The sequence below is a fragment of the Mucilaginibacter pocheonensis genome (assembly GCF_031456535.1).
Classification (GTDB): domain Bacteria; phylum Bacteroidota; class Bacteroidia; order Sphingobacteriales; family Sphingobacteriaceae; genus Mucilaginibacter; species Mucilaginibacter pocheonensis.
This window is the reverse complement of sequence record NZ_JAVDUU010000001.1, coordinates 477,545-503,151: the sequence shown is the minus strand read 5'-3', so window position 1 is coordinate 503,151 and position 25,607 is coordinate 477,545. Positions and strand designations below refer to the sequence as shown.

The following is a 25,607-nucleotide window of genomic DNA, read 5'->3' as shown; positions in this document are numbered from 1 at the left end:
AAAAATAAACCTATGGCAACATTAAAAGAAGGCGATAAAGCCCCTGATTTTACCGCGAAAGATCAGAATGGTAAAACCGTTTCCCTTAGCGACTATAAAGGAAAAAATGTGATCCTTTATTTTTATCCAAAGGATGATACCCCTGGCTGTACTGCCGAATCATGCAGTTTCAGGGATAATTACCAGTCATTATTAAGCAAAGGCTTTGAAGTGATTGGCGTAAGCACCGATGATGAAAAATCGCACAAAAAATTTGAAACCAAGTATAACCTGCCTTTTACCCTGATAGCTGATAACGACAAGCAAATTGTAGAAGCTTATGGCGTTTGGGTTGAAAAAAACATGTACGGCAAACAATATATGGGTACCGCGCGCACCACTTTTATTATTGATGGCAACGGGGTTATTAGTCACATTATTACCAAAGTTGACACTAAAGATTCATCGCAACAGGTGCTTGATCTTATTCAATAAAGCAACAGCCTTAGTTTACCGGCGGATAATTAAATCAAACGCAGTTAAGGCATGAATGTTGAATAAAGACACATATGTGAGTATATTTACGCCGGTCATTTGGCAAGATAAATGTAACCAGGCTATTATATTAGCTAAAGAAAAACAAAAATGCTTAATTAGCATTTAACTATAAAAATTAAAAAATGTCGTTGCAGGTTGAAGATTCAGAGATTTTAAGCAAGTTCCAGGACGAAAAAACACGTAACGAAGCGTTTAACCTGTTATTAAAAAAATACCAGCAAAAAATTTACTGGCACGTGCGCCGTATGGTTATTGATCATGACGACGCGGATGACTTGGTTCAGGATATTTTCATTAAGGTTTGGAAAAATTTGCTGGGTTTTAGAAATGACGCGCAGCTATACACCTGGATGTACAGGATAGCATCTAACGAGTGCATTACTTTTTTGAATAAGAAAAAACAAAAAAACAATGTCCCGCTGGATGATGTGGCATATGAGCTGGCTGATACACTGGCCGATTCAAGTTATTTTAATGGCGACCAGGCACAGCGTAAATTACAGCAAGCCTTGTTAACCCTGCCCGAGAAACAGCGTCTGGTATTCAATATGAAGTATTTTGACGATATGAAATATGAAGAGATATCTGATGTTTTGGGTACCAGTGTAGGGGCTTTAAAGGCATCTTTTCACCTCGCGGTTAAAAAGATCGAGGCCTTTTTATTGTCTAAAGATTAATTTTAATTTGTATTAAACCTTTTAGCACTATTCTCATCTATAGTTATGTATGAAAAGCGATATGGACAATAGGGAGTGGCTGGATGATTATGAATCACTTAAACAGGTTAATACCAATAACCCGTTTACAGTGCCGCCTGACTATTTTAACGAATTAGCGCAGCACATAACATCACGCATAAGGCTGGAAGAGCTCAAAAGCTCATCTACAGGGTTTACTATTCCTGAAAACTACTTTGAACAATTAAGCAGCAACATACAGAGCCGTATACGTATTGAAGAGGCTGTGAATACGGAAAACACAGGTTTTACCGTACCAGAAAATTATTTTGATGAGCTTGGCAGCAACATTCAAAGCCGGATAGCCATTGAGGCATCCTTAAACCCGGAGCATCAGGTTTTTGATGTGCCGGAAAACTATTTTGATGAACTGAGCAATAACATTCAAAGCCGGATAGTTATTGAGCAATACGCCAATAATGAAGCTGAAAGCTTTGCTGTTCCTGAAAATTATTTTGATGAGCTGAGCAATAATATCCAAAGCAGGATAGCTGTTGAGCAATATGCAAGCAATGAAGCCGAAGGTTTTACTGTTCCTGAGAATTATTTTGAACAGCTTCAGCAAAACATTTTAAATAAAGCTGTTAACCAGGATACGGCAAAAATTGTTACCATGCCGGCAGCGGCTAAAAACAAAGGCGTGGTGCGCAGGCTTTTTGCCTCGCATACAGTGCGCTATGCCACAGCAGCCTGTTTTGCACTGATATTAGGTATTGGTGTTGTTGTAAAAAATGCAGATGCTCCTGTAGCAGCACATGACCGGTCTTTTTTACATAAGCAACTTTCAACTATACCTGTTGATGAAATTAAAAGCTATTTACAGCTACATTCAGATGCAAGCGATACCCGTACACTCATGGACGGCGGACAGCAAATCAATAGCGAAAGTTTAGATGAAGATCTGTCAGATTATTTAGATACTAATTAACCGATACAATTTTAATGAGTAAACTGGTCAGGCATATTTTTATTATACTATTTATTTTAACAGCGGGTTACGAGTCATTTGCACAGGCAAGCAACAGCCTTGTACAACGGCAAAAGATAACCCCTGCCCCTACGCGTGATAAAAAAGGCGTGGGTAAAAGACTCGAAGCCGCCCGCGACCGCTTTATCAGCAAACAACTTAACCTTACCGATCAGGAATCGACCAAGTTTTGGCCTCTGTACCGCCAGTATCAACAGGAGCTTACCGCCGTTAATATACTCAAGCGGTTAAACAACTCCAGCGCATCGGCCAATGGCACCGAGCAAATTGATAAAGAAATTTACTACGAAAGCCAACAGGTAGCCATACGGAAGCGCTATAAGGACGCGTTCCTAAAAATATTACCACCCGAAAAAGTGAGCGAGCTTTATAAAAGCGAACGTGAGTTTCGCGATGAGCTTATTAAACAACTTAGCGAACGCAGCGAACGGGCAGGAAATTAAGCGGCTATTGAGTTATTGCTCATTAATTGCCGCTTAGCGCGTTACTTTGTTTGCCTTCCCAGAAAAGAGAACAGATTATCCCCAACTTGTTTCAGGATCTCTCAGCACGGTTAGCGTTGTTATATACACCTCACGGGCAGCATAACAAACCCAATTTTCTTTTGGCAACCCCGCATTAAGCTTATCTTTACCGCGACAACTCAAAACTTACTACTTTAAAAATGCCTACGCTACGTCAACTTTTTTTAGCTAATAACGCGCAAACAACCAATTTTCCGTTGCTGCTTGAATTTGAACGTGCGGAAGGTATTTATATATACGATGCAAGCGGCAAAGCCTATACCGACCTCATATCAGGGATTGGGGTAAGCAGCCTTGGGCACGGTAATCCTAAAGTGACCCAGGCTATAAAAGAGCAGGTTGATAAATACATGCACCTGATGGTTTATGGCGAATATGTACAAACGCCGCAAGTGCGCTTTGCCGAAAAATTAGTTTCGGTACTTCCTGCAAATCTGCAATCGGTATATTTTACCAACTCGGGTGCCGAGGCTGTTGAAGGTGCTTTAAAACTGGCCAAGCGCTTTACCGGCAGGCAACAGGTGATAGCCTGTCATCACTCCTATCACGGCAGTACCCATGGGGCACTGAGCGTAATGGGCAACGAGGAATTTAAACAGGCCTATCGCCCGCTGTTGCCCGGAGTTAATTTTATCCGTTTTAATGACATGGCCGACCTGCACCTGATAACCGGGGATACCGCCTGTGTCATCATAGAAACTGTACAGGGCGAAGCCGGCATCCATGTGCCCGATGCAGCATACCTGCAGGCCTTGCGCAAACGCTGCGATGAAATGGGCTCCTTATTGATACTGGATGAGATACAGGCCGCATTCGGCCGTACAGGTAAACTGTTCGCTTTTGAGCATTTTGATATAGTACCCGACATTTTATTACTGGCTAAAGCTTTAGGCGGCGGAATGCCCATAGGCGCCTTTATTGCATCAAACGCCATTATGGGCGCATTAAAAGAGAATCCCATTTTAGGTCATATTACCACCTTTGGCGGTCATCCGGTATGCTGTGCTGCCGGCCTCGCAGCGCTGGAAGTGTTATTGGACGAAAACCTTGTATCGGGCGTAGCCGAAAAAGAAGCGCTGTTCCGTAAGCTGCTCGTTCACCCATCCATTAAAGCAGTGCGTGGCAAGGGCCTTATGCTGGCTGTTGAGCTGGATAGTTTTGATCTGAATAAAAAAATAATTGACCGCTGCATTGAACATGGCATTATTACCGACTGGTTTTTACATTGCAGCAACTCCATGCGTATAGCCCCACCGCTCATTATCAAACCTCATGAAATTGAACATGCCTGCGCTGTAATTATTGAGGCTGTTACTTACTACACTTCCTAAATTCAGGAATACCAGCCCTCCTGTTTAAGGTACTTTCAAGTACTTATTATTGAATTATATATTATAAAATTTAGTTTGAGTTAAATTGGTATGGTTTATGCATTTATGTGCATGGGCTTTATAAAATTGCATAAGATGTTGGATTTTTTTAGAAAAGATCACATGGTGTACATTTTTATAGTCACAGTTTAAACAATTAATTAAAAAGCATTGTTTAATATGTACCCCGCATTTATAAATATCTCTACTCAATATGAAAATAGCATATATATCAACCTATCCTCCCCGTGAATGTGGCCTGGCAACTTTCAACCAAAACCTGATGCGCGCCATTAATGCCAATTTCCCCGACAGAAAATCACTTGTTGACAGCGGTTTTGTGGTTGCGTTAAACGATTCTGAAAACCTGCAGGAATATGAATATCCCGCCGAGGTGAAATATGTCATCAGGCAGGATCATCAAAAAGATTACATCCGCGCGGCCGGTTACATCAACACCAGCAATGCCGACGTTTGTATTATGGAACACGAGTTTGGCATATACGGTGGCGAAAGTGGTATTTACATATTGCCTTTAATAAACCGGCTTGAAAAACCTTTAATATCCATATTACACACTATACTGAAAGATCCCAGCTATGTTCAGCGTATCATCATCCGCGAAATAGCCGAGCAATCATCAAAAATAATAGTAATGAGCCAGCGGGCAGTGAAATTTTTAACCACCATTTATGGTATCCCTGCCGAAAAGATACAGATCATTGAGCATGGCGTGCCCGATGTAGAACCACTGGTTGACAACCCGGTTAAAAATCTGTCGTCATTTAAAAACCGTCGGGTGCTGCTAACTTTTGGTTTGCTTAGCCGCAACAAAGGTTTGGAAACCGTGGTAAAAGCATTGCCGGCCATAGTTGCAAAACACCCCGATGTAATGTATGTGGTGCTGGGCAATACCCATCCGGGCGTGATCAAAAGTTCGGGCGAAGAATATCGCGACCATTTGAAAACACTCGCGGCCCAGCTTGGTGTATCAAACAATTTGTCGTTCATCAATAAATTCGTTTCGGAAGATGAGCTGGTGAACTATCTTACCGCTGCCGAAATATATGTTACACCGTACCTGAATGAAGCGCAGATAACCAGTGGCACACTTTCGTATGCCATAGGTGCAGGCGCAGCCATAGTATCAACCCCATACTGGCACGCTACAGAATTATTGGCTAATAACCGCGGAAAGCTTTTTGAATTTAAAAACGCTGAAGCGTTGGCAGATATAGTAATTGAATTGCTTGACCAGGACCGCGTATTAAAGGAGCTTAAAGAAAATGCTTACCAATATGGGCTGCATTTACGCTGGCCTGTTATTGGTGCCGAATATATAAAAACTGCGCAGGAAGCTACCGTTGCGTTTGATTTTAGCGATAAGATATTAAAGAACAGTATAGTTGACCCTGAAACATTACCCAAATTCAGCTTAACGCATGTGCTGCGCTTAACAGACGATACCGGCATAGTGCAGCACGCCAAATACGGAATACCTAATTTAAAAGAAGGTTATTGCCTTGATGACAATGCCCGGGCGCTCATTATGGCTTTAATGGCTTACCAGCGTAATAAAAGCCGCGAAGCGTTTGAGCTGTTGCCTATATATTTGAGCTACATTCACTATATGCAAAGGGATGATGGCAATTTCCGCAATTTCCTGAGCTTTGACAGGCGGTATCTGGATGAAGTGGGCTCCGAAGATTCATTCGGGCGAACCGTTTGGGCTTTGGGTCACCTGATAGGTTGCGCGGCCACCAACTCCTACCGCGAGTTTGCTATGGAAATATTCCATAAATCGGTACCGCATTTTACTACTTTGAAACATTTGCGCGGTATGGCCAATACCATAATAGGCATAAGCCTGTACCTGAAGGTATTTCCTGCTGATGAAGGAATGCAAAGGCTGCTAACGCAGCTTACCCAGCCGCTTATTGATGCCTACGAAAATACGCAATCAGCCGACTGGCAATGGTTTGAGGAAAAAATGACCTATGATAATGCCATACTTCCGTTGGCGCTATTGCACTCCTGCGAGATCACCGGAAATGAGCAGGTAAAAAAAATAGCCATGAACACTATGGCGTTTTTGGATAAACTAACCTTGTCAAACGGATATTTAAGTCCGGTAGGTAATGACGGCTGGTATTATCGCGGTGGCTCTTTCCCAACGTTTGACCAGCAGGCTATTGAAACCATGGCTATGGTACTTATGCACTTCCAAGCCTATCAAATATTCAGGATACCGCAATATATTGAAAAAATGTTCCTGAGCTATAAATGGTTCCTGGGCGAAAATACTCTGCGCGCGCCTTTGTATGACCATGAAACTAAAGGATGCTGTGATGGTTTGCTGCCTACGGGCATTAACCGCAACCAGGGAGCCGAAAGTACATTAGCTTACCTGATATCGCATTTAACTGTATTGAAAGCCTTTGAGCTGGAGTACGAATACAACAAATACGGCAACCAGAAAATGGAGATCTGCTAAATGAAGGTAGCTGTATTGGCCCCGGTTGCCTGGCGTACACCTCCCAGGCATTACGGCCCGTGGGAGCAAATAGCATCAAATATTGCCGAGGGTTTGGTAAAGCAAGGGGTTGAGGTAACACTTTTTGCCACTGCCGATTCCATAACCGCTGGTAAACTTGATGCTGTTTGCGCCGTTGGTTATGAAGAGGACCGCCAACAGGACGCCAAGGTGCTGGAGTGCCTGCACATTAGCAACCTGATGGAGAAGGCGCACCAGTTTGACATTATCCACAACAATTTTGATTTTTTGCCCCTTACCTACTCTGGTTTGATCAATACACCCGTGGTTACTACCATACATGGTTTTTCATCACCTAAAATAATCCCAGTTTATAAAAAGTACAATCAGTCGGGTTATTATGTTTCCATCAGTAATGCCGACCGCAGCCCGGAATTGAGTTACGCAGCCACTGTGTATAATGGGCTGCACATTGAAGATTTTGAATTTTATAAAAACCCGGAAGACTACCTGTTATATTTTGGACGTATTCACCCAGATAAAGGTACCGCGGAGGCTATTGAAATAGCTAAAAAAAGTAAAAGAAAACTATTAATAGCAGGTATTATCCAGGATGAAAACTATTACCGCGAAAAAGTTGAACCGCAGCTATCTGCAAACGTTGAATATGTAGGCCATGCCGGCCCGCAAAAAAGAAAAGACCTTTTGGGCAATGCCTATGCCGTACTGCACCCCATCAGTTTTAATGAGCCTTTTGGCCTGAGCGTGGCCGAAGCTATGCTTTGCGGTACCCCTGTAATAGCGTTTAATCGCGGATCGATGCCTGAACTGATAAAGGACGCGGAAACCGGCTTTTTGGTGAATACCGTTGATGAAGCTGTTGAAGCCGTGGAACGGATAAACCATATTGACCGCATGGCCTGCTATAAATGGGCAAGCTCCCAATTTTCGAGCGACAAAATGACCGCCGATTATTTACAGCTATACAGAAGCATACTTGGTTAAATTAAAACACCATCAACTATACAAGGCCGTAACAATAGTTTTCCCAGTACTTAGATAATAACTCTTCGCCAAAACGGCTGTAATTATTACCCATACCGGGTGTCGGGGTAAATTCCCCGAAAACTGCGCCCCTGTAGGTGGAGTAAAAATCAATCCTTACAAAAATGCCGTAAGCCTTGCTTAGTCTTTTTGCCTGCTCAACCATATCGTCAAAACATTCTGGCTTGGGATGATCTTCACCATCGCCAAAAGTTTTATTCACCATCTTCATTTTATTCCAGTGCTCATCATAAAATGTGTTATATCCGCTTTGCGGGCTTAACCGCCTTATAACACAAATTGTGGCTATTTTGCCATTGAAACAAAAAAACTTATAATCTTTAAGAATTTCGTAGGCTCCCGAGTCATTCATCAAAAACTCTTCGATCAAAAACTCCTGGGCGGGGTTTTTAAGGGTTTCTAATTTTAATGCGTCCTTTATACCTGCGGGTGTATAATATTTATGATCAAATAAATTAACACCATTGGTCATAACATATACATTGCTGCATGAATGGCCTATAGTTGGGCGAATAACATATTGCGGAGGCAAAGCCGAAAAATCAATATGCTCCGCATCGGCGCCTTTCCACAAGAGTTTGGCAACATCGCACCCATGTTTTTTTGCAAACTCCCTGGCATTAAATTTATTGCTGAGTTTTCTTTGCCAATAAACATCGTCTTTCCACTTCTCTATCGGGTCATCTTCGGTCATCGGGGTGTTTCTAACCAGTTCGGCGTTGATATCGTTCCAGAAAATCTCATGCCGTTTTTTAATTCTGACAGAAAACTTGCCGAAATCAGGCAAATCCACTCCAAGTGGATTTAATACGTTGGTTTTTAAATAGTTTAGCATTTTGAGGTTATAATACGCTAAAGCAATCAGAGATTACCTTAGTGGCAGGATATTATATTTAGATACTTAAATTTATATTATATAATAGTGGTTTCCCGCTCCCGCCTGATATTGTATACTAACCCGTGTAAAACGTGAAATTATGTGGACATTTATTGTGAAATACAGCTATATATCAAAATGTTAAAAGAATGTTGAACTACTTGCCTGCATCCTCTTTAAGCTTTTTAAGCAGTTCATCAAGGCTCACTTCGGCAAAAGCGGTTGACGAATCTGATACGCCATAAGGGATAATAAGCTTTTGGTTATGAACAATGGTGCCGCACGAGTATAGTACGTTAGGTACATAACCTTCGCGCTCATCGCTGTTCGGGATCAAAAGAGGTTCGCGCAGGCGGCCTATTTCAACGGTTGGATCATCCAGTTTTAGTAAGCTGGCGCCCAGTACATAACGCCGCATTGGGCCAACGCCATGGGTTATCACTATCCACCCGTCTTCGGTTTCAATAGGCGAACCGCAATTACCTATCTGTATAAATTCCCAGTTAAATTTGGGCTGTTGCAGCAGTATGGGCTTTTCCCATATGTTTATTTTATCAGAGTACATGATGTAATTATTGCAACCATCAATACGCGATATCATTACAAACTTGTCATTTACCTTACGCGGAAACAATGCCAGGTTTTTGTTTTGTGCGCCGGCGCCGTAAAGCGGCATTATTTTAAAATTGTAAAAATCGGTTGTTTGCAGGAGCTTAGGCATAATGAGCGAGCCATCATAAGCGGTATAGGTGGCATAATACACATAGGTGCCGTCTTCATTGATAAATTTTACAAAACGCGCGTCTTCAATACCTTTACGCTCGTACTCCGATATCGGGAATATCACACGGTCAGAGATATCTGTATCAAGTGAAAAAACAATTTCGTAGTAAGAATCGGCCAGCCATAACACTTTATCATACTCCAGCCGCTTCATATCGCTCTCCTGCAGCCTTTGCGAATCAAGGATGATACGGCGCAGGTTTGCATATTCAAAATGATGATCAAGTTTTGATTCGAGCTCGCCTATTACATCAATATTGATCTGGGTGATAGCGGCTTTTTCAAAGAACAGTTTTTTATTGTAAACCGCATTCCGCACAATTTCGGCTTCGTCAATATAGCTTCCGGAGGGCTGAATAGTAATGTTATTAAACTTATCTATCAGAGCCCGCCTGAAAGTGATAGAAGAGATATGCCCTTCGCCTACCGCCCTAAAACTGATGATCACCCGTTTCTGGCCGTCCTCCAGTTCGGTTTGGTCGGGATCTTCAATTATGGATGGATTAAAAAACGCAGCGGACTCAATAGAATACTCATGCGTAAAATATGACCCTATGAGTAACTTACGGTAAACCGTGAGCGTATCATAATCAATGTGCAATTCATGAAACAATGGTTTTAGCTTGCTGCAGTGTCGGTTTAACACCCGGGTAATATTACGGTGCCGTTTGGAATATTCCTGTAACAGCGGCGAAACAATGCCAAAGGCCTCTTCTTCGCTGATATCCATTACACGTTCAATCACTTCTTTGGCCCGGTCATTTCCATTAAAAAAGAATCTTGCAATAACACGTTTGGGATCTGGATTAACTCTTATGGGTTTTCGATCGATAGAAAGTCTCATATTGAAAAGATGACGTTTATACATTAACATCATTAGTTTAAAATTGATTTCGGTAATTTTAAATAGAAAACGGATGAAAAGGAAAGATATGATTAGCGTAATTAATTATTAAAACAATGAGGGTGGCATGTGCTTAGCTTTAACCGGCTATTTTGCCTTTGTTCCGTTATCTATAAGTCTTTTATCTTTTTATCAGCACCTTTTGTAAATTGCAGGCCTATGAATGTATTAATTGTTGAAGACGAAAAAGGCCTGGCCCTTGAAGTTGATGAATTTTTAAGTCATGAAGGCTTTACGGTTGAACATGCCCGCACCAAAAAATCGGCAGAGGAGAAAATATTTGTCAACAACTATGATTTTATACTGCTTGATCTTGGTTTGCCTGACGGCGACGGCTTTGATCTTTTAAAAATGCTTAAAGGTCTTGATAAACGCGAAGACGCCGTTATTATATTGACCGCGCGCGGCGCGGTTGACGACCGGGTGATGGGCCTTGAGCAGGGCGCCGACGATTACCTGGCCAAGCCATTTTCATTAAGCGAGCTTTTAGCACGCATGCATGCCATAACGCGGCGCAAACACCGGCTTGAAAGTAATGATATTAATATAAAAGGGCTCAGGGTGAACATCCAGAACCGTACGGTAATGTATAATGATGAACGCATTAACCTTACTAAAAAAGAATTTGAAATATTTAACTACCTCGTATTAAACAAAAACCGGGTAATATCACGTACCAACTTAACCGAACATGTTTGGGGTGATGTGCTGGAAATAAATTCAGACTCGAACTTTGTTGATGTACACGTTAAAAACCTGCGCAAAAAACTATCGCAATATATACCTATTGATTGGTTTGAAACCGTGAGGAGCATTGGTTACCGTATCAATATTTAAAACATATATCTGTTAACAAATGAAACTACAGGTAAAGCTGGCTTTATATAACACCCTAACCAAGGTGGCTATAATTTTGTTTACCGGCCTGCTTATACTGTTATCAATTGAAAAAATATCATACAACCATATTGAATTAAGGTTAGAGAATGCTGCAAAGGAAATTTTAAGAAGCTTTCCGTCAAAAGAGATCAATAACTATTTGGCGAAGGGGAAAACTTATACCGATTACAACATTTTAAGGACAGAATTTATCACCATAGAGCCGGTCAGATACGACCCAACCGAACTTCAAACTGTTAAATTTTCTTCAGATACGCGCACTTTTGATGGCAACTTAGAAAACTACCGGGTCCTTTCGCGCAGGTTTAACTTTAATCATCACACCTATCAGCTTGAAATTGGCCAGGCCATTGAATCTGTTGAGGAGCTAAAATCAATTATAAAAAGGTTTACTTTACTGGTACTGTTTATTGCTCTCGCGCTTACACTGGTTAGCGACCTCGTGTTTACCAAATTTTTGCTCGCTCCGTTTTATAAGATAATTGACCGTAAACTGATCAAGGTGAACGACCCGATGAACTTTGATTATGAAAAGATAAAAACTACCACCCAGGATTTTGAAATGCTTGATGATAGCATCAGTTCGCTGATGAAAAAAATAACAAATATTTTCATGCTCGAAAAACAGTTTATAGCCAACGTATCGCATGAGCTGCTTACCCCTATCTCCATCATCAGCTCAAGGCTTGAGAATATATTACTGCATGAAGAGCTGAGCGAAGGCAGCGAAAATAAGATGCATGCCTCGCTTAAAACTTTAAACCGACTCAAATCAATCATTAACAGCCTGTTGCTGATATCAAAAGTGGAGAACAATCAATTTGATAAAAATGACCAGGTAATGATAGCGGGTGTTATTAAAGAGATACATGAAGAACTTGAAGACCGGATGGATGAAAAGCAGCTTAAGTTTACTAACCATCTTAAATACATTTATACTATAAAAGGCAACCGCCCCCTCATGCATACCCTGCTGTTCAACATCATTAACAACTCCATAAAGTATAATAACCCACAAGGCACCATTACAATTAGTGATGAACTTACAGATGATATTTACTCTGTTATTATTGCCGACACAGGCGCCGGCATGGACCACAAGCAAATTGAAAATGCCTTTAACCGTTTTGAAAAATTTGATACCGACGAAAAGGAAAGCTATGGCTTAGGCCTTGCCATAGTAAAAAGCATCACCGCGTTTCATGATATTAAAGTTAAAATAAACTCGGCCAAAGATAAAGGCACTACCGTAAAGCTGGTATTTAACCGCCAGGACTAACTTCACTAAATCTTCATACTGAATTTATTTATTTGTACAGTTTTAGTAAGTGTTACCCCTATTAAGAGGCTATTTTTTAAAAAGAATAGCCTTTTTTTATATCATTTTATTTCTTTTTACCAGGTACGCTTTAAGTATATTGTAATATCCTTCATTTATATCCGCATCAATGAGGTCAATATGATATTGGGCGCATTTGAGCTGGAGCTCATGCCGGTATAACATCAACGACGCCCGGTAAGCGTCGCGTACCTTGCCGGGGTGTACTTTTATTTCGGCACCGCTTTCCATATCAATAAAGTGGTGCGGGCGGTTATCAAAATTAAGGTCAAGCTCCTTTTGCTTATCATGCACGTTAAAAATGATCACCTCGTGTTTATTGAACTTCAAATGCTGTATAGCAGCAAAAAGCGATCGCAATTTTTCCTCATTTAAGTTGTTCTCCAGCATATCGCTAAAAATGATCACCATCGAGCGTTGGTGTATCTCCTGGGCAATGTGGTGCAGTACATCTGTTATATTGGTAGCTGTATTAGGCCGGTTGGCGTTATACATTTTTTCGAGCTCGGCGTACAGGTGAAATAAATGCGCCGAAGTTGATTTGGCCTGGCTAAGCCAATCTATCTTGTCCGAAAAGAGGCACAAGCCAAAGGCATCGCGCTGTTTTTTAAACAGGTGCATTAATGAGGCTATAGCGTAAGTAGAAAACTGTAGCTTGTTTAACCCCTTTTCAGGAAAATTCATTGACGATGAAGTATCCAGCAATAAATAGGAGCGCAGGTTGGTTTCTTCCTCAAACTGTTTTACAAACAACTTTTCAGTTCGGGCCAGTAGCTTCCAGTCTATATTTTTTACCGATTCGCCATTATTATACAAACGGTGCTCTGCAAACTCTACAGAAAACCCATGGAACGGGCTTTGGTGCAAACCGGTTATAAAACCTTCAACCACTTGCCGGGCCAGCAGTTCAAGGTTAGCGAGGTGGCTTACTTGCTGATCGTCATTTAATTTTGGCATAAGGCTAATATAAGGCATAAAAAAAGCGCCGCCAAACAGGCAGCGCTTTTAAAAGTAATTTAAATATGGTGGATTAAGCTGTTATAAACTTAATTATCCTTTTGTTGATTAAGCTAATTGCTTAACTAATTTATCAGTTAATACTGATTTTGGAACAGCACCAATTTGTTTATCCACAATTTCGCCATTTTTAAAGAATAATAAAGCGGGGATATTACGGATACCAAACTTAGTTGATATGCCAGGATTATTGTCAACATTAACTTTACCAACAACGGCTTTGCCATCGTATTCTTTTGCGATATCTTCAACTACCGGACCTACCATCCTACAAGGACCACACCATTCTGCCCAAAAGTCAATTAATACAGGTTTGTCTGATTTCAGTACAAGTTCGTCAAAGTTCGCATCGGTTATTTCTAAAGCCATGATTTCTATTTTTTAATTTTTGTATTACAAATATATACTATTCAAATAGCTTGCCACAAGTGCGGCCTGACATTGTGACAATTATATTAATATAACTTTTCCACTTAACACAAGGCCGACAATGGATTACAGCTAATTTATCAACATTTTTCATTTAATTGACCAATTGAATAAATAAGTCAAAAATTATAAAAATCAAACAATATCCTTTTCAAATTCCCAAACGGATTTAAGCCCGGGGCTAATAGTTGTGCAGTACATGTTTAATAATACCGCATAAGTTAACAAGCCCAAAACGCGCTTAATACCTATTTCAACAACGGCTGAGTATTGGTTAAATTGAAAATATTGGCCATCAGGTCGTCGCTCGGGTTTACTTTAAAGTTTTTGGAGGCCAGTTCAACCAGCATGGCTTCTTCCCTGTCTTTGATCTGGAAACGCAGCTTACAGTTTTGTACCGGGTATTTTTGATTATTTTCATTGATAACATGCTGTATATCATCCAATAACTGGCTGTTAAGCATGTGCACGTCTATACATACGGTTAATGATTTGGTATGCTTGTCCCGCATTTCCGACAGCAGGTCCATCACAGCTATGCGAAGGTCCCAGTTATCTTTCTGTCTGAATTTTTCTTCGATGGTACCTTTAATATGCAGAAAATAACCATCCATCATCAGGTTACGGAATTTCACATAATCGTCTCCAAACAGGGCAAACTCGTATGATTCATTGTAATCTTCCAGCACAAACGTGCCAAAAGGCTTACCGGTTTTGGTCATCTTATGCTGCACATTTGATACCAGGCCGCCAATTCTTATCTCGCCCCGTTTACGAAGTTCATTAAAAGCGCCCATGATATCCTCGCCGCCTTCGCCTGAGCGCGCCTTTTGCATCAGTTTCAAATCGCTGATAGTACTGTTACAAAACCTGTCGAGCTCAACTTTATAATTATCAAGCGGATGGCCGGTTAAGTATATGCCGATCACTGCTTTTTCATATTTCAGCTTTTCAATTAACGGCCATTCTTCGGCCTCGGGCATAGCCGGTTCCGGAACGTAAGAAGCTACCGATCCACCAAATAATGATGATTGCGAGCTGCTTTGCACATTCTGGTAATCATTGGCGTATTTTATTAAGCGTTCAACTCCGGTTAAAACGCCAAGGTCTGTTTTGGCAAAAAACTGCGACCTGTTGATGCCAAACTCGTCAAAAGCGCCGCCATAAACCAGGTTTTCGTATGATTTACGGTTTACGCTACGGGTGTTTGATCGCCGGGCAAAATCATAAACCGACGTGTACGGACCATTGGCTTCGCGCTCCTCAATAATACTTTCTACCGCTTTATCGCCCACGCCTTTAACACCGGTTAATCCAAAACGCACCTGCCCCTTTTTATTTACCGCGAATGACATATCAGACTCATTAATATCCGGGCCTAAAACTTCTACACCCATCCTGCGGCATTCCTCCATGAAAAAGGTGATCTTTTCCATGTTGTTCTGGTTATTTAAAACCGCCGCCATATACTCTGACGGATAATGCGCTTTTAAATAAGCCGTTTGGTACGCCACAAAAGCATAGCAGGTAGAGTGCGATTTATTGAAGGCATATTGTGCAAAGGCCTTCCAGTCGGTCCATATTTTGGTAAGTTTATCCTTGGGGTGCCCTTTGGCCTGGGCCCCTTCCATAAACTGGGCCTCCATTTTATTAAGTACCTCAATTTGCTTCTTACCCATGGCCTTACGCAGCACGTCGGCATCGCCCTTGCTAAACCCGGCCAGCTTTTGCGATAAAAGCATCACCTGTTCCTGGTATACAGTAATACCGTAGGTTTCGCCCAGGTACTCCTCCATATCGGCAAGGTCAAACACAATGGGCTCCTGGCCGTGCTTACGTTTAATAAAGTTTGGGATATACTCTATTGGCCCCGGGCGGTACAGGGCGTTCATGGCAATTAAATCTTCAAATTTATCGGGCTTAAGCTCGCGCAGGTACATTTGCATACCATCGCTTTCAAACTGGAACGTTCCGTTGGTATCGCCCCTTTGATAAAGCTCATAAGTTTTTTGATCATCAAGCGGTATGTAGTCAATATCAATGCTTACCCCGTGGTTTTGCTTGATCATCCTCAGGGCATCTTTCAGGATGGTTAAGGTTTTAAGACCCAAAAAGTCCATCTTGATAACCCCTGCATCTTCAATAACACGCCCATCATACTGGGTAACCAGCAGGTCAGAGTCCTTAGCGGTAGCAACCGGAACAATATCCGTTAAATCATAAGGGGCAATGATAATACCCGCGGCGTGCACGCCGGTGTTACGCACCGACCCTTCCAGCTTTTCGGCCTCACGCAGTACCTGCCCGCGCAGGTCGTTACCCTTTACTATTTCCTTTAATTCGGGCACCTGTTCAATGGCATCCTTCAGGGTGATGCCCAGCGTGTCGGGCACCAGTTTTTTAATGGCGTTCATTTCGGCCAGCGGCATATCCAACACCCGGCCTACGTCCTGTATACTGGTACGGGCAGCCATAGAACCATACGTAATGATCTGTGCTACCTGGTTCTTGCCATATTTATCAACCACATAATCAATTACCCGCTGGCGGCCCGCGTCGTCAAAATCGGTATCAATATCGGGCATCGACTTACGATCCGGGTTAAGGAACCTCTCAAACAGCAGGTTGTACTTCATCGGGTCTATATTGGTGATACCCGTACAATAGGCCACTACTGATCCCGCTGCCGATCCACGCCCCGGCCCAATAAACACCCCAATATCGCGGCCATGTTTTATAAAGTCGGCCACAATTAAAAAGTACCCGGCAAAACCCATGGTACGGATAGTGAACAACTCAAAGTTGATGCGCTCTTCCACCTCGGGCGAAATATCTTTATACCGCTCTTTGGCGCCTGTAAAAGTTAAATGTTTTAAATACTCCCATTGGTTTAGCGTATCGGCATCAGGAGTGTTATGTATCTTGAATTCCTCGGGAATCACAAAGTTGGGCAACAGAATGTCGCGTTTTAATTTCAGTACTTCAACCTTGTCAACTATCTCGTTGGTATTGTCAAGCGATTCAGGCACATCGGCAAACAGGCTGCCCATTTCTGCCTGCGTTTTAAAATAAAACTGGTCATTAGGGAAACCAAAACGATAACCGCGGCCACCCTCTTCGTCGGTTGCAATGGGCGTGCTCTGCATATCGCCGGTATTCACACACAGCAAAATATCATGCGCGTTGGAGTCCTGCTGATCCACATAATGCGAATCATTGGAGCATATTACCTTTACATTATACTTTTTAGCATAAGTAAGCAGCACATTATTAATTGTGGTTTGCTCAGGAATATCATGGCGCTGCAGCTCAATGTAAAAATCCTCGCCAAACAGGTCAAGCCACCATTTAAATTCTTCTTCGGCTTTTTCGGGGGTTTCCCTTAATATGGCTTGCGGTACCGATGCGCCAATGCAGCAGGTGGTGGCTATTAAACCTTTATGATACTTTAAAATCAGTTCTTTATCAATACGCGGCCACTTGCTGTACAACCCTTCCATGTACCCTAAGGAGCATAGCTTTACCAGGTTTTTATACCCTTCGGGATTTTTGGCCAGCATCAGCTGGTGGCGGCGCACATCCTTTTTTTCTTTGGTAAACTGTTTTTTATGACGATCTTCTACCACATAAAATTCACAGCCTACAATAGGTTTTACATTGTGTTTACCTGCTTCGGCAACAAATTTAAACACCCCGAACATATTACCGTGGTCTGTTATGGCCAACGCCTTCATCCCGTCATTTGCGGCCTTTTTATATAGTTTTGATATATCGGCAGCCCCGTCAAGTAAGGAAAATTGAGTATGTACGTGTAAGTGAGAAAAATCTGGCATAGTTAATCTGTTTCAACAAAATCCGGTAGAATACAAAGTTATTAAAAAACAACTTTGCCGTATCAAGTGTTGAAAAACTATATGCCGAAATAATTTCCGTCGGTGAGTAGCGCAGTTGAAGAATTAAGTGAAGAAGCGTATCTTGAACCAGCACAAGCAAGGCTGCTACTTTAGCATACAGTTTGATAGTTTTAATATAAAACGACCATCACTTTTGAAAAACTTGTACAATTGAAAAAATTTGGACGAATAGCGGTCAAAACCTTGCTTTGGATAATTGCAAGTGTCATTTTTCTGGTATTGCTTGTAGTTATTTTAATACAGGTTCCGGCGGTTCAAAACTTCGCCAAAGATAAAGCTGTAAATTTTTTACAAGGGAAAATTCATACCAAAGTGCAAATTGGCCACATCAGTCTTGGTTTGCCTAAGTTACTGGTATTGCAGGATGTTTATTTTGAAGACCAGAAAAAAGACACGCTGATTGCAGGCGAAAAATTAAAGGTTGATATCAGCTTGTTTAAACTGTTTAGTAATAAAGTAGAGATCAATGAAATTAACCTGCAGGGCATTACCGCCAATGTAAGCCGCGGGGCTGATAGCGTTTTTAATTTCGACTACATCATTAACGCCTTTGTGGGTGAGCAAAAAAAAGAGGTGAAACCCGAGGATACCACATCAACCATGAAGTTCTCGCTCGATAAGATCATTCTCGACCGCATCAATATCAAATATAAGGATCAAACCTCGGGCAATGACGTAAAGTTTTTACTGGACCACTTTGATACCCGGATAAAAGATTTTGATATGGATAAAATGAAATTTACCATACCCAGGATCACCTTGTCGGGCGTTAACGCACGCATTATACAAACGCCGGTAGGCTCATCCATTACGCAGGCCGCTGCTATTGATACGGCTGCCCAGCCGCTCAATATGGATCTTGATTTGGGAGTGATAGATGTATCAAAAATAAAAGTTGACTACCGCAGCAGCGAAATGAGCGCCAATATCGACCTCAATAAGTTTTTTGTAAATATGGATAAGATCGACCTTAAAAAACAGCAGGTAGGCATTAAATCCATTGAACTGAATGATACCTGGGCCGAGTTGAGCCTGGCAAAGCCCAAAACCGTACAAAAAGCGGTTATAAAAACCGTTAAAAAGCTTGATACACTGGTTTCATCGCCGCAAACCTCCAAATGGGCGGTTACTTTAGGCAAGGTAAGTTTCACCAACGATAATATAAAGTTTGATAACGAAGCGCAAAAGGCGATACCAAAAGGCCTTGACTTTGGGCACATGGATATGCGCAACCTGAACGCCGAAGCCGAAAATATATCCTATAACCCTGACACCATTTCGGGCAAGATCAATTCTTTTTCTTTTAATGAAAAAAGCGGTTTAAAGATCAATAAATTCCATACGGCGTTCTTTTACGGACCAACTAACGCCTACATGAATGATCTGCTGCTGGAAACTCCGCAAACCGTTCTGCAGAAATCTGTGCAGGTAAGATACCCTTCTATTGATGCCATAACCAAAAATATTGGGCTGCTGGGTATCAACGCTAACCTTGATGGCAGCCGTTTAGGCTTAAAAGATGTGCTGCTGCTGATGCCGACCATGGCAACTATGGAGCCTTTCAAAAGTTCGCCGGGCACTGTTTTCAAGATAAACGGCAAGGTGAGCGGACAGGTAAATAACCTGGACATTCCTAACCTGGAAGTTACGGGGCTGAGCAATACGCATATCCGGGCGTCAGGCAAAATGAAAGGGTTGCCTGATGTAAACAAGGCTTATTTTGATATTAATATTGCCGATTTTACAACCAGCCGAAGCGATATTGCCAAACTTGCCCCCCCTGGCAGTATACCGCCCAACGTAAGCATCCCCGAAAAAATGAACCTGAAGGGTACGTTTAAAGGCAGTATGACCGATTTTGATACTAAAATGGGGCTGCAAAGCAGCTATGGCACTGTAAACCTTATTGCAGCCATGAAAAATGGCAGCCACAAAGGTGCCGAACGTTATACCGCCAGCATCAAAGCTAATGATCTTAATGTTGGCGCATTAACCAAACAGCCGCAAATGGTAGGTAAAATAACCATGAGCGCCGATTTGAAAGGGGTAAGCCTTGACCCTAAAAAGGCCAGCATACAGTTTAACGGCAATATGGCCAAAGCTTATGTAAAAGGTTATACATATCAAAACCTGGTGTTGAAGGGCAGCTCAAGCAATGGCGATTATACAGCTGTTGCCCGCATGAAAGACCCTAACATAAATTTTAGCCTGGATGCCAAAGCGCTCCTCAGCGGCAAATATCCATCGGTTAACGGCACCTTGTTGGTTGATAGTATTAACCTGCAGAAGCTGAATTTTGTAAAGGATGACATGCGCTTTCATGGTAAAATGATAGCAAAAGTACCTACTGCTGATCCTGATTACCTGAATGCCGATATACTGGCTACTGACCTGCTGGTTGTAAACAAGGGGCAGCGTATACAACTGGATACCGTGAGCCTTAAATCAACCGCCAATGCCGATAGCAGCACGCTGAATTTAAAAACACCCATTATGACAGCCCATATGGCCGGCAAATATAAGCTGACCCAAATAAGCGATGCCATACAGGATGTGATCAACAAATATTTTAATACCGCCATAGCAAGCGGCCAGCAGGTGGCGGCAAAAAATCAAAAGTCAAAAGTTAAAGGTCAAAAGCCCGAGCATACAGTACACTACTCGCCGCAGCAGTTTGTATTTAATGCTAAGCTGGTTAAAACACCACTGCTCACCCAGTTTGTGCCCGACCTGAAACAACTTGACCCGGTATTGCTTAACGGCAGTTTTAACAGCCAAACCGGCGAACTGATAGTAAATGGCTCGATGCCTAAAGTAGTTTATGGCACCAACACGGTCAACAATGGAAAACTTACTATAAATACGGCAAATAACGCACTCAACTACAACTTCGCAGTTGATGAAATTAAGGTTGGTTCATCGCTTGATCTTTTATACACCGGTATATCGGGTAAGGCACAGGATAATAAACTGGATTTGAGCTTGCAGGTGCGCGATAAGGCCAAAAAGGAACGTTACCGTGTGGCAGGCGTATTCAGTATTTTGCCAAACCAATATCAGTTTAGCTTTGTACAGGATGGATTGCTGCTTGATTACATGCCCTGGGCTGTCAACGCCGATAATTACCTGCAATATGGGCCCAAAGGCATATTGGCGCATAACCTCACCATCAGCAATACCAATCAGGTGCTTAGTGTTAACAGCAACCCGCAGGAATTTAATGCGCCAATCACCGTTAATTTCAATAACTTCCGCATAGAAGCCCTTACCAAAATAGCTAAACAGGATTCTTTACTGGTGGGGGGCACAATTGATGGCAAGGCCGAGATCAGCAATCTCCAGAAATCGCCGTTGTTTACTGCGGCCATTAACGTAAAAGACTTTAATTTTAAAGGCGATACCGTTGGCAACATAGCCCTCAAGGTAAATAATCAAACTCAAAACGCCTACGCTGCCACTATGAGCATCACGGGCAAGGGCAACCAGGTTGATCTTAATGGTTTATATTACACCAGTCCCGAAAGCCGGTTTGATATGAACCTGAACATCGTGAACCTGAGCATGAAGAGTATTGAAGGCTTTAGCTTTGGCAGCCTGCGTAATTCATCGGGCAATATCACCGGGCAGCTAAAAATAGCTGGTACTACCGATGCGCCGGCAGTGCGGGGCGATATTCAGTTTAATAAGGTTGGCTTTAATGTGGCTATGCTCAACTCTTATTTCAGGCTGCCGCAGGAAAGCATCACTTTTAATAACGAGGGCATCCGCTTTAATGATTTCACACTGGTTGATTCTACCAACAATAAAGCAGTTGTAAGCGGTAGCATTTTCACTAAGACCTATACCGATTTTGCCTTCGGTTTGGATATCAATGCCCGGAATTTCAGGGTCATGAACTCCACCCAGGCCGATAACAAGCTGTATTATGGCAAACTGTTTATTGATACCCGCGTTAGCATAAAGGGCAATATGGACAAGCCTATAGTGGATGCCAATTTGACAGTAAACGAGAAAACTGATATGACAGTAGTGCTGCCCACCGCCGATCCAAGCGTTGAAGACCGGAAAGGCGTGGTTGAGTTTATTGATCAGAACGCTCCTAAATTAGATTCGATACTGCTGGCCAGACAGCTCGACTCCTTAAGGAAATCAAACTTAAAAGGGCTGGATGTATCGGCAACTATCAATGTAAATAAAAACGCGGCATTTACCATAGTAATTGATGAAAGCAATGGCGATGTGGTTCATTTAAAAGGTGAGGCAAGCTTAAATGCCGGTGTTGACCCCAGCGGCAAGATCAATTTAACCGGAACTTATGAGGTAAACTCCGGCTCTTATGAATTGTCATACGCCACTGTAAAACGGAAATTCAACTTTAAAAAAGGCAGCACCATTGTGTGGACCGGCGACCCAACCAGCGCCAACATTGACCTTACCGCCATTTACGTGGCTAATGTACCTCCTATTGACCTGGTTGAAAGCCAGCAAACCGGCACCGAAAATTTGGTTCAATACAAGCAAAAACTACCTTTTAATGTAAACCTGAAACTAAAAAATCAACTGCTCACGCCCGACATAAGCTTTGACATTGTATTGCCAGACAGCAATTACTCCGTATCAAGCGAGGTAACAACTGCCGTTAATACGCGCCTGGCCCAGGTGCGGCAAGACCCTAATGAGATGAATAAACAGGTGCTGGGCGTACTGGTACTGGGCCATTTTATTGGCGACAATCCGCTGCAAAGCCAGGGGGCAGGCTTTTCGGCTGAAGGGATGGTGCGCAGCAGCGTGAGCAGCCTGCTGAGCGATCAGCTTAACCGCCTGGCAGGTAATCTTATTGAAGGCGTTGATCTTAATTTTGGGTTAACATCGGGCGAAGATTATTCGTCGGGAACGGCCACTAACCGAACGGACCTGAATGTGGGCCTGTCCAAACGGTTCCTCAATGACAGGCTTACGGTAAGCGTGGGCAACAACTTTAACCTGGAAGGAAACCAGCAGGGCCAAAAAGCAACCAATATTGCCGGCGACGTATCTGTAAATTATAAACTGAGTAAAGACGGCCGATATGCCCTGCGCGCTTACCGCCGCGATGAATTTATTGTGATACAGGGCCAGATCATTGAAACCGGCTTAGGGTTTACCCTCACGGTTGATTATAACCGTTTCAGGGAAATATTCCGTAAGCGCACACCGGAGGAACGCGAGTTGCGCCGCCGTTACCGGCAGCAGGAAAAGGAAAAGAAAAAAGCTGCAGACGATGCCGCCAATAAAGCAAATGACGCAGCAAAAGCTGAGGAGCAGCAACAACAGGACAAAAAACAACAAACCACTACCTCAAATTAGGTTATGACCAAGCACTTTAAATATATACTCATACTATCTGTTTTGCTGAGCGCCTGCAGTAATACCAAGTATCTGCTCCCGGGCCAGAAACTGTATACCGGCGGCCAGGTAAAAATTCAGGATAAGGATATAAAAAAAGGTGATGCCGACGTACTAACTGATGATTTGAAAACATTATTGCGCCCAAAACCCAATAGCGCCATACTGGGTTTGCGGGTTAAACTATGGATCTATAACAAAACCCGCACTAAAAAAACAAAAGGCTTTGCCCACTGGCTCAACACCAAATTTGGCGAGCCCCCTGTTTTAGCCAGCGCGGTTGATCTGGAAAAAAACAGCAGCATATTACAAAACAGGCTGCAAAACGAAAGTTATTTCCAGGCGCAGGTTAGCGGCGATACCGTAAGTAAACCTAAAAGCAAAACTGCCAAAGCGGTTTACACCGCCCTTGCCGGGCCGGCGTATAAAATAAGAAAGGTAATTTTTCCGCCGGGCAATACCAGTATTGATACAGCCGTTGCGGGTACCGCTGCACAAACATTTTTAAAGCCGGGCAATAACTACAATCTTGATGTTATTAAAAACGAACGCATCCGCATTGACGCCCGCCTTAAAGAAGAGGGTTTTTACTTTTTTGCACCCGAAGACCTGATCATGAGGGTTGATAGCACCATTGCTGGTCACCAGGTTGATATTTTTGTGGCCGTTAAGAATGATATAGCCGAACGGGCCCAGGAAATTTATACCATCCGCGATATTTATGTATTCCCGAGCTATTCCCTGCGCGACACGTCCCTTAACCTTGACAAAGCTCAAAAATATCGCTGGTACAATATTGTGGAGAAAAGGAAAACCGTAAACAGTTACATTTTTGCCAATACCGTTTTAATGCGCCCTAACCAGGTGTATAACCGTACAGCTCACAATAATTCATTAAACCGCTTTGTTAACCTTGGCCCATACAAGTTTGTAAAAAACAGGTTCGAGGACGTAACCCCCGATTCGCCGAAGCTTGATGTTTATTATTTTTTAACACCCTACAAAAAGAAATCATTACAGCTGGAAATACTGGGCCGTACCACATCGGCAAATTACACCGGCACGCAGGTAAATGTTAACTGGCTGCACCGTAACGCGTTTAAAGGCGGTGAGGCATTAAAAGTAACGCTGTTTGGTAGCACCGATGTACAGGTAGGCGGTAACAACAGCGGCTTTAATGTTTACCAGGCGGGTATACAAACTACCCTTTCATGGCCGCGCTTTATCAGTCCCATATACCCCAAGGCCGATAACGCTTACATTCCGCATACCAACTTTACCCTGGGGTACACATTGGTTAACCGGCAAAAGCTGTACACTTTAAATTCATTTAACGCCTCGTTTGGTTATCAATGGAAAGAGAACGTTCACCGAACGCATGAGCTCAATGTATTTAATTTAATGTTTGTTAACCCTCAAAGTGTATCAAAGCTTTATACGGATAGTATAGAAAACACGCACAATCCGGCGTTGCGGCATGTTATTGAAAAGCAATTTATCTTAGGTCCAAGTTATAGCTATACTTTCACCAACACTACCGAGGATTACCGCACCAATACCTTGTACTATAATGGCAAAGTAAGTTTATCAAACAACATATATGGTTTGGTAACCGGTGCCGATACCACCGCTGGTAAGGTGAAGAAACTTTTTGGCGCCGTGTTTAATCAATATGTAAAACTGGAAAATGAACTTAGATATTTCCATAAAACCGGGCCAGCCAGTTCCTTTGCCAGCAGGCTCATAGTAGCCGTTGGCTTGCCTTACGGAAACTCCACCCAGCTACCATACAGTCAGCAGTTTTTTATTGGCGGACCAAACAGCTTGCGTGGTTTCCAGGCACGCTCACTGGGTCCGGGATCATATGACCCCAGAAGTGATGTTAAAGCCGGTGATTTTCTGCCTGATGAATCGGGCGATATAAAAGTTGAAGCCAATGTGGAATACCGCCCAAAACTGTTTAGCATAGTGCGGGGCGCCCTGTTTGTTGATGCCGGTAACATTTGGCTGCTGCATTCCAATAGTACCCGGCCGGGAGCCGGTTTTACAAAAAGCTTTTTAAATAACCTTGCGGTTGATGCCGGTTTTGGTTTGCGCTTTGACCTCTCTGTACTGGTATTGCGTACCGATATGGGTTATCCGCTGCGTACACCATATTTACCAGCCGGCCAGCGCTGGGGCTTTAATTCGCGCTACGCGGTGTTTAATCTGGCCATAGGCTATCCATTTTAATGACATCAAAAATACTGTCAAAGCAAATTCTTCACATTGCGAGCGCAGCGTGGCAACCGCATGTTATACAGAGCAAACAAGCTCTTAGCAGAGCGCTCGATTGCCGCTGTTA

Annotated in this window: 16 protein-coding genes; 11 read left to right on the top strand and 5 right to left on the bottom strand. The window is 42.6% G+C overall.

The annotated features are described in order from the left end of the window. Nucleotides 1–12 precede the first annotated feature (12 nt). The 7 genes from bcp to J2W55_RS02105 all read left to right on the top strand — a co-directional run bounded on the left by bcp (nt 13) and on the right by J2W55_RS02105 (nt 7,655). Nucleotides 13–474 carry a thioredoxin-dependent thiol peroxidase gene (gene bcp / locus J2W55_RS02135; protein WP_310091415.1) on the top strand — a complete coding sequence of 154 codons (462 nt, stop codon included), beginning with the start codon at nt 13–15 and terminating at the stop codon, nt 472–474. Nucleotides 475–659: 185 nt separating this feature from the next. Next, nucleotides 660–1,214: an RNA polymerase sigma factor gene (locus J2W55_RS02130; protein ID WP_310091414.1), complete on the top strand. Its 555-nt coding sequence runs from the start codon at nt 660–662 to the stop codon at nt 1,212–1,214. Between the two features lie 49 nt (nt 1,215–1,263). Beyond that, nucleotides 1,264–2,202, top strand: a complete 939-nt coding sequence (locus J2W55_RS02125) for a hypothetical protein (protein ID WP_310091412.1) — start codon at nt 1,264–1,266, stop codon at nt 2,200–2,202. Between the two features lie 14 nt (nt 2,203–2,216). Further along, nucleotides 2,217–2,705: a hypothetical protein gene (locus tag J2W55_RS02120; RefSeq protein WP_310091410.1), complete on the top strand. Its 489-nt coding sequence runs from the start codon at nt 2,217–2,219 to the stop codon at nt 2,703–2,705. A 221-nt stretch (nt 2,706–2,926) separates the two neighbouring features. After that, nucleotides 2,927–4,117: an aspartate aminotransferase family protein gene (locus tag J2W55_RS02115; RefSeq protein WP_310091407.1), complete on the top strand. Its 1,191-nt coding sequence runs from the start codon at nt 2,927–2,929 to the stop codon at nt 4,115–4,117. A 253-nt stretch (nt 4,118–4,370) separates the two neighbouring features. After that, nucleotides 4,371–6,650 carry a glycosyltransferase family 4 protein gene (locus tag J2W55_RS02110; RefSeq protein WP_310091405.1) on the top strand — a complete coding sequence of 760 codons (2,280 nt, stop codon included), beginning with the start codon at nt 4,371–4,373 and terminating at the stop codon, nt 6,648–6,650. After that, complete coding sequence (locus J2W55_RS02105) at nt 6,651–7,655, top strand: glycosyltransferase family 4 protein (protein WP_310091404.1); 1,005 nt, start codon at nt 6,651–6,653, stop codon at nt 7,653–7,655. A 16-nt stretch (nt 7,656–7,671) separates the two neighbouring features. Here the strand turns inward: J2W55_RS02105 and J2W55_RS02100 are convergent, their stop codons facing one another. Both J2W55_RS02100 and J2W55_RS02095 read right to left on the bottom strand, forming a co-directional pair. Next, a complete protein-coding gene (locus tag J2W55_RS02100) occupies nt 7,672–8,550 on the bottom strand; it encodes an ATP-grasp fold amidoligase family protein (RefSeq protein WP_310091401.1) in 879 nt (292 codons plus the stop codon). A gap of 199 nt (nt 8,551–8,749) precedes the next feature. Continuing rightward, on the bottom strand, nt 8,750–10,219 hold the full coding sequence (locus J2W55_RS02095; protein ID WP_310091399.1) for a glycoside hydrolase family 130 protein: 1,470 nt from the start codon (nt 10,217–10,219) through the stop codon (nt 8,750–8,752). A 219-nt stretch (nt 10,220–10,438) separates the two neighbouring features. On the opposite strand from J2W55_RS02095, the gene J2W55_RS02090 reads away from it, so the two are divergent. Then, nucleotides 10,439–11,116, top strand: a complete 678-nt coding sequence (locus J2W55_RS02090; RefSeq protein WP_183566172.1) for a response regulator transcription factor — start codon at nt 10,439–10,441, stop codon at nt 11,114–11,116. Between the two features lie 19 nt (nt 11,117–11,135). Further along, complete coding sequence (locus J2W55_RS02085; RefSeq protein WP_310091396.1) at nt 11,136–12,458, top strand: sensor histidine kinase; 1,323 nt, start codon at nt 11,136–11,138, stop codon at nt 12,456–12,458. A gap of 96 nt (nt 12,459–12,554) precedes the next feature. Here the strand turns inward: J2W55_RS02085 and J2W55_RS02080 are convergent, their stop codons facing one another. The 3 genes from J2W55_RS02080 to dnaE form a co-directional block, all read right to left on the bottom strand. Then, nucleotides 12,555–13,475, bottom strand: coding sequence for a DUF58 domain-containing protein (locus J2W55_RS02080; RefSeq protein ID WP_310091394.1), 921 nt, complete (start codon nt 13,473–13,475; stop codon nt 12,555–12,557). Between the two features lie 108 nt (nt 13,476–13,583). Next, nucleotides 13,584–13,904 carry a thioredoxin gene (trxA, locus tag J2W55_RS02075; protein ID WP_310091392.1) on the bottom strand — a complete coding sequence of 107 codons (321 nt, stop codon included), beginning with the start codon at nt 13,902–13,904 and terminating at the stop codon, nt 13,584–13,586. A gap of 308 nt (nt 13,905–14,212) precedes the next feature. Then, nucleotides 14,213–17,797 carry a DNA polymerase III subunit alpha gene (dnaE, locus tag J2W55_RS02070; protein WP_310091390.1) on the bottom strand — a complete coding sequence of 1,195 codons (3,585 nt, stop codon included), beginning with the start codon at nt 17,795–17,797 and terminating at the stop codon, nt 14,213–14,215. A gap of 231 nt (nt 17,798–18,028) precedes the next feature. On the opposite strand from dnaE, the gene J2W55_RS02065 reads away from it, so the two are divergent. Then, nucleotides 18,029–23,224: a translocation/assembly module TamB domain-containing protein gene (locus J2W55_RS02065; protein WP_310091388.1), complete on the top strand. Its 5,196-nt coding sequence runs from the start codon at nt 18,029–18,031 to the stop codon at nt 23,222–23,224. 3 nt (nt 23,225–23,227) lie between these two features. After that, entirely contained in the window at nt 23,228–25,495 is a 2,268-nt protein-coding gene (tamL, locus tag J2W55_RS02060; protein WP_310091386.1) for a translocation and assembly module lipoprotein TamL, read from the top strand. Nucleotides 25,496–25,607 lie beyond the last annotated feature (112 nt).

Coding starts and splice junctions, on each gene's coding strand:
- J2W55_RS02095 (WP_310091399.1), bottom strand. CDS start 10,219: ATGAGACTTTCTATCGATCGAAAACCCATAAGAGTTAATCCAGATCCC.
- J2W55_RS02115 (WP_310091407.1), top strand. CDS start 2,927: ATGCCTACGCTACGTCAACTTTTTTTAGCTAATAACGCGCAAACAACC.
- J2W55_RS02105 (WP_310091404.1), top strand. CDS start 6,651: ATGAAGGTAGCTGTATTGGCCCCGGTTGCCTGGCGTACACCTCCCAGG.
- trxA (WP_310091392.1), bottom strand. CDS start 13,904: ATGGCTTTAGAAATAACCGATGCGAACTTTGACGAACTTGTACTGAAA.
- bcp (WP_310091415.1), top strand. CDS start 13: ATGGCAACATTAAAAGAAGGCGATAAAGCCCCTGATTTTACCGCGAAA.
- J2W55_RS02110 (WP_310091405.1), top strand. CDS start 4,371: ATGAAAATAGCATATATATCAACCTATCCTCCCCGTGAATGTGGCCTG.
- J2W55_RS02090 (WP_183566172.1), top strand. CDS start 10,439: ATGAATGTATTAATTGTTGAAGACGAAAAAGGCCTGGCCCTTGAAGTT.
- J2W55_RS02100 (WP_310091401.1), bottom strand. CDS start 8,550: ATGCTAAACTATTTAAAAACCAACGTATTAAATCCACTTGGAGTGGAT.
- dnaE (WP_310091390.1), bottom strand. CDS start 17,797: ATGCCAGATTTTTCTCACTTACACGTACATACTCAATTTTCCTTACTT.
- J2W55_RS02085 (WP_310091396.1), top strand. CDS start 11,136: ATGAAACTACAGGTAAAGCTGGCTTTATATAACACCCTAACCAAGGTG.
- J2W55_RS02120 (WP_310091410.1), top strand. CDS start 2,217: ATGAGTAAACTGGTCAGGCATATTTTTATTATACTATTTATTTTAACA.
- J2W55_RS02125 (WP_310091412.1), top strand. CDS start 1,264: ATGAAAAGCGATATGGACAATAGGGAGTGGCTGGATGATTATGAATCA.
- J2W55_RS02130 (WP_310091414.1), top strand. CDS start 660: ATGTCGTTGCAGGTTGAAGATTCAGAGATTTTAAGCAAGTTCCAGGAC.
- J2W55_RS02080 (WP_310091394.1), bottom strand. CDS start 13,475: ATGCCAAAATTAAATGACGATCAGCAAGTAAGCCACCTCGCTAACCTT.
- tamL (WP_310091386.1), top strand. CDS start 23,228: ATGACCAAGCACTTTAAATATATACTCATACTATCTGTTTTGCTGAGC.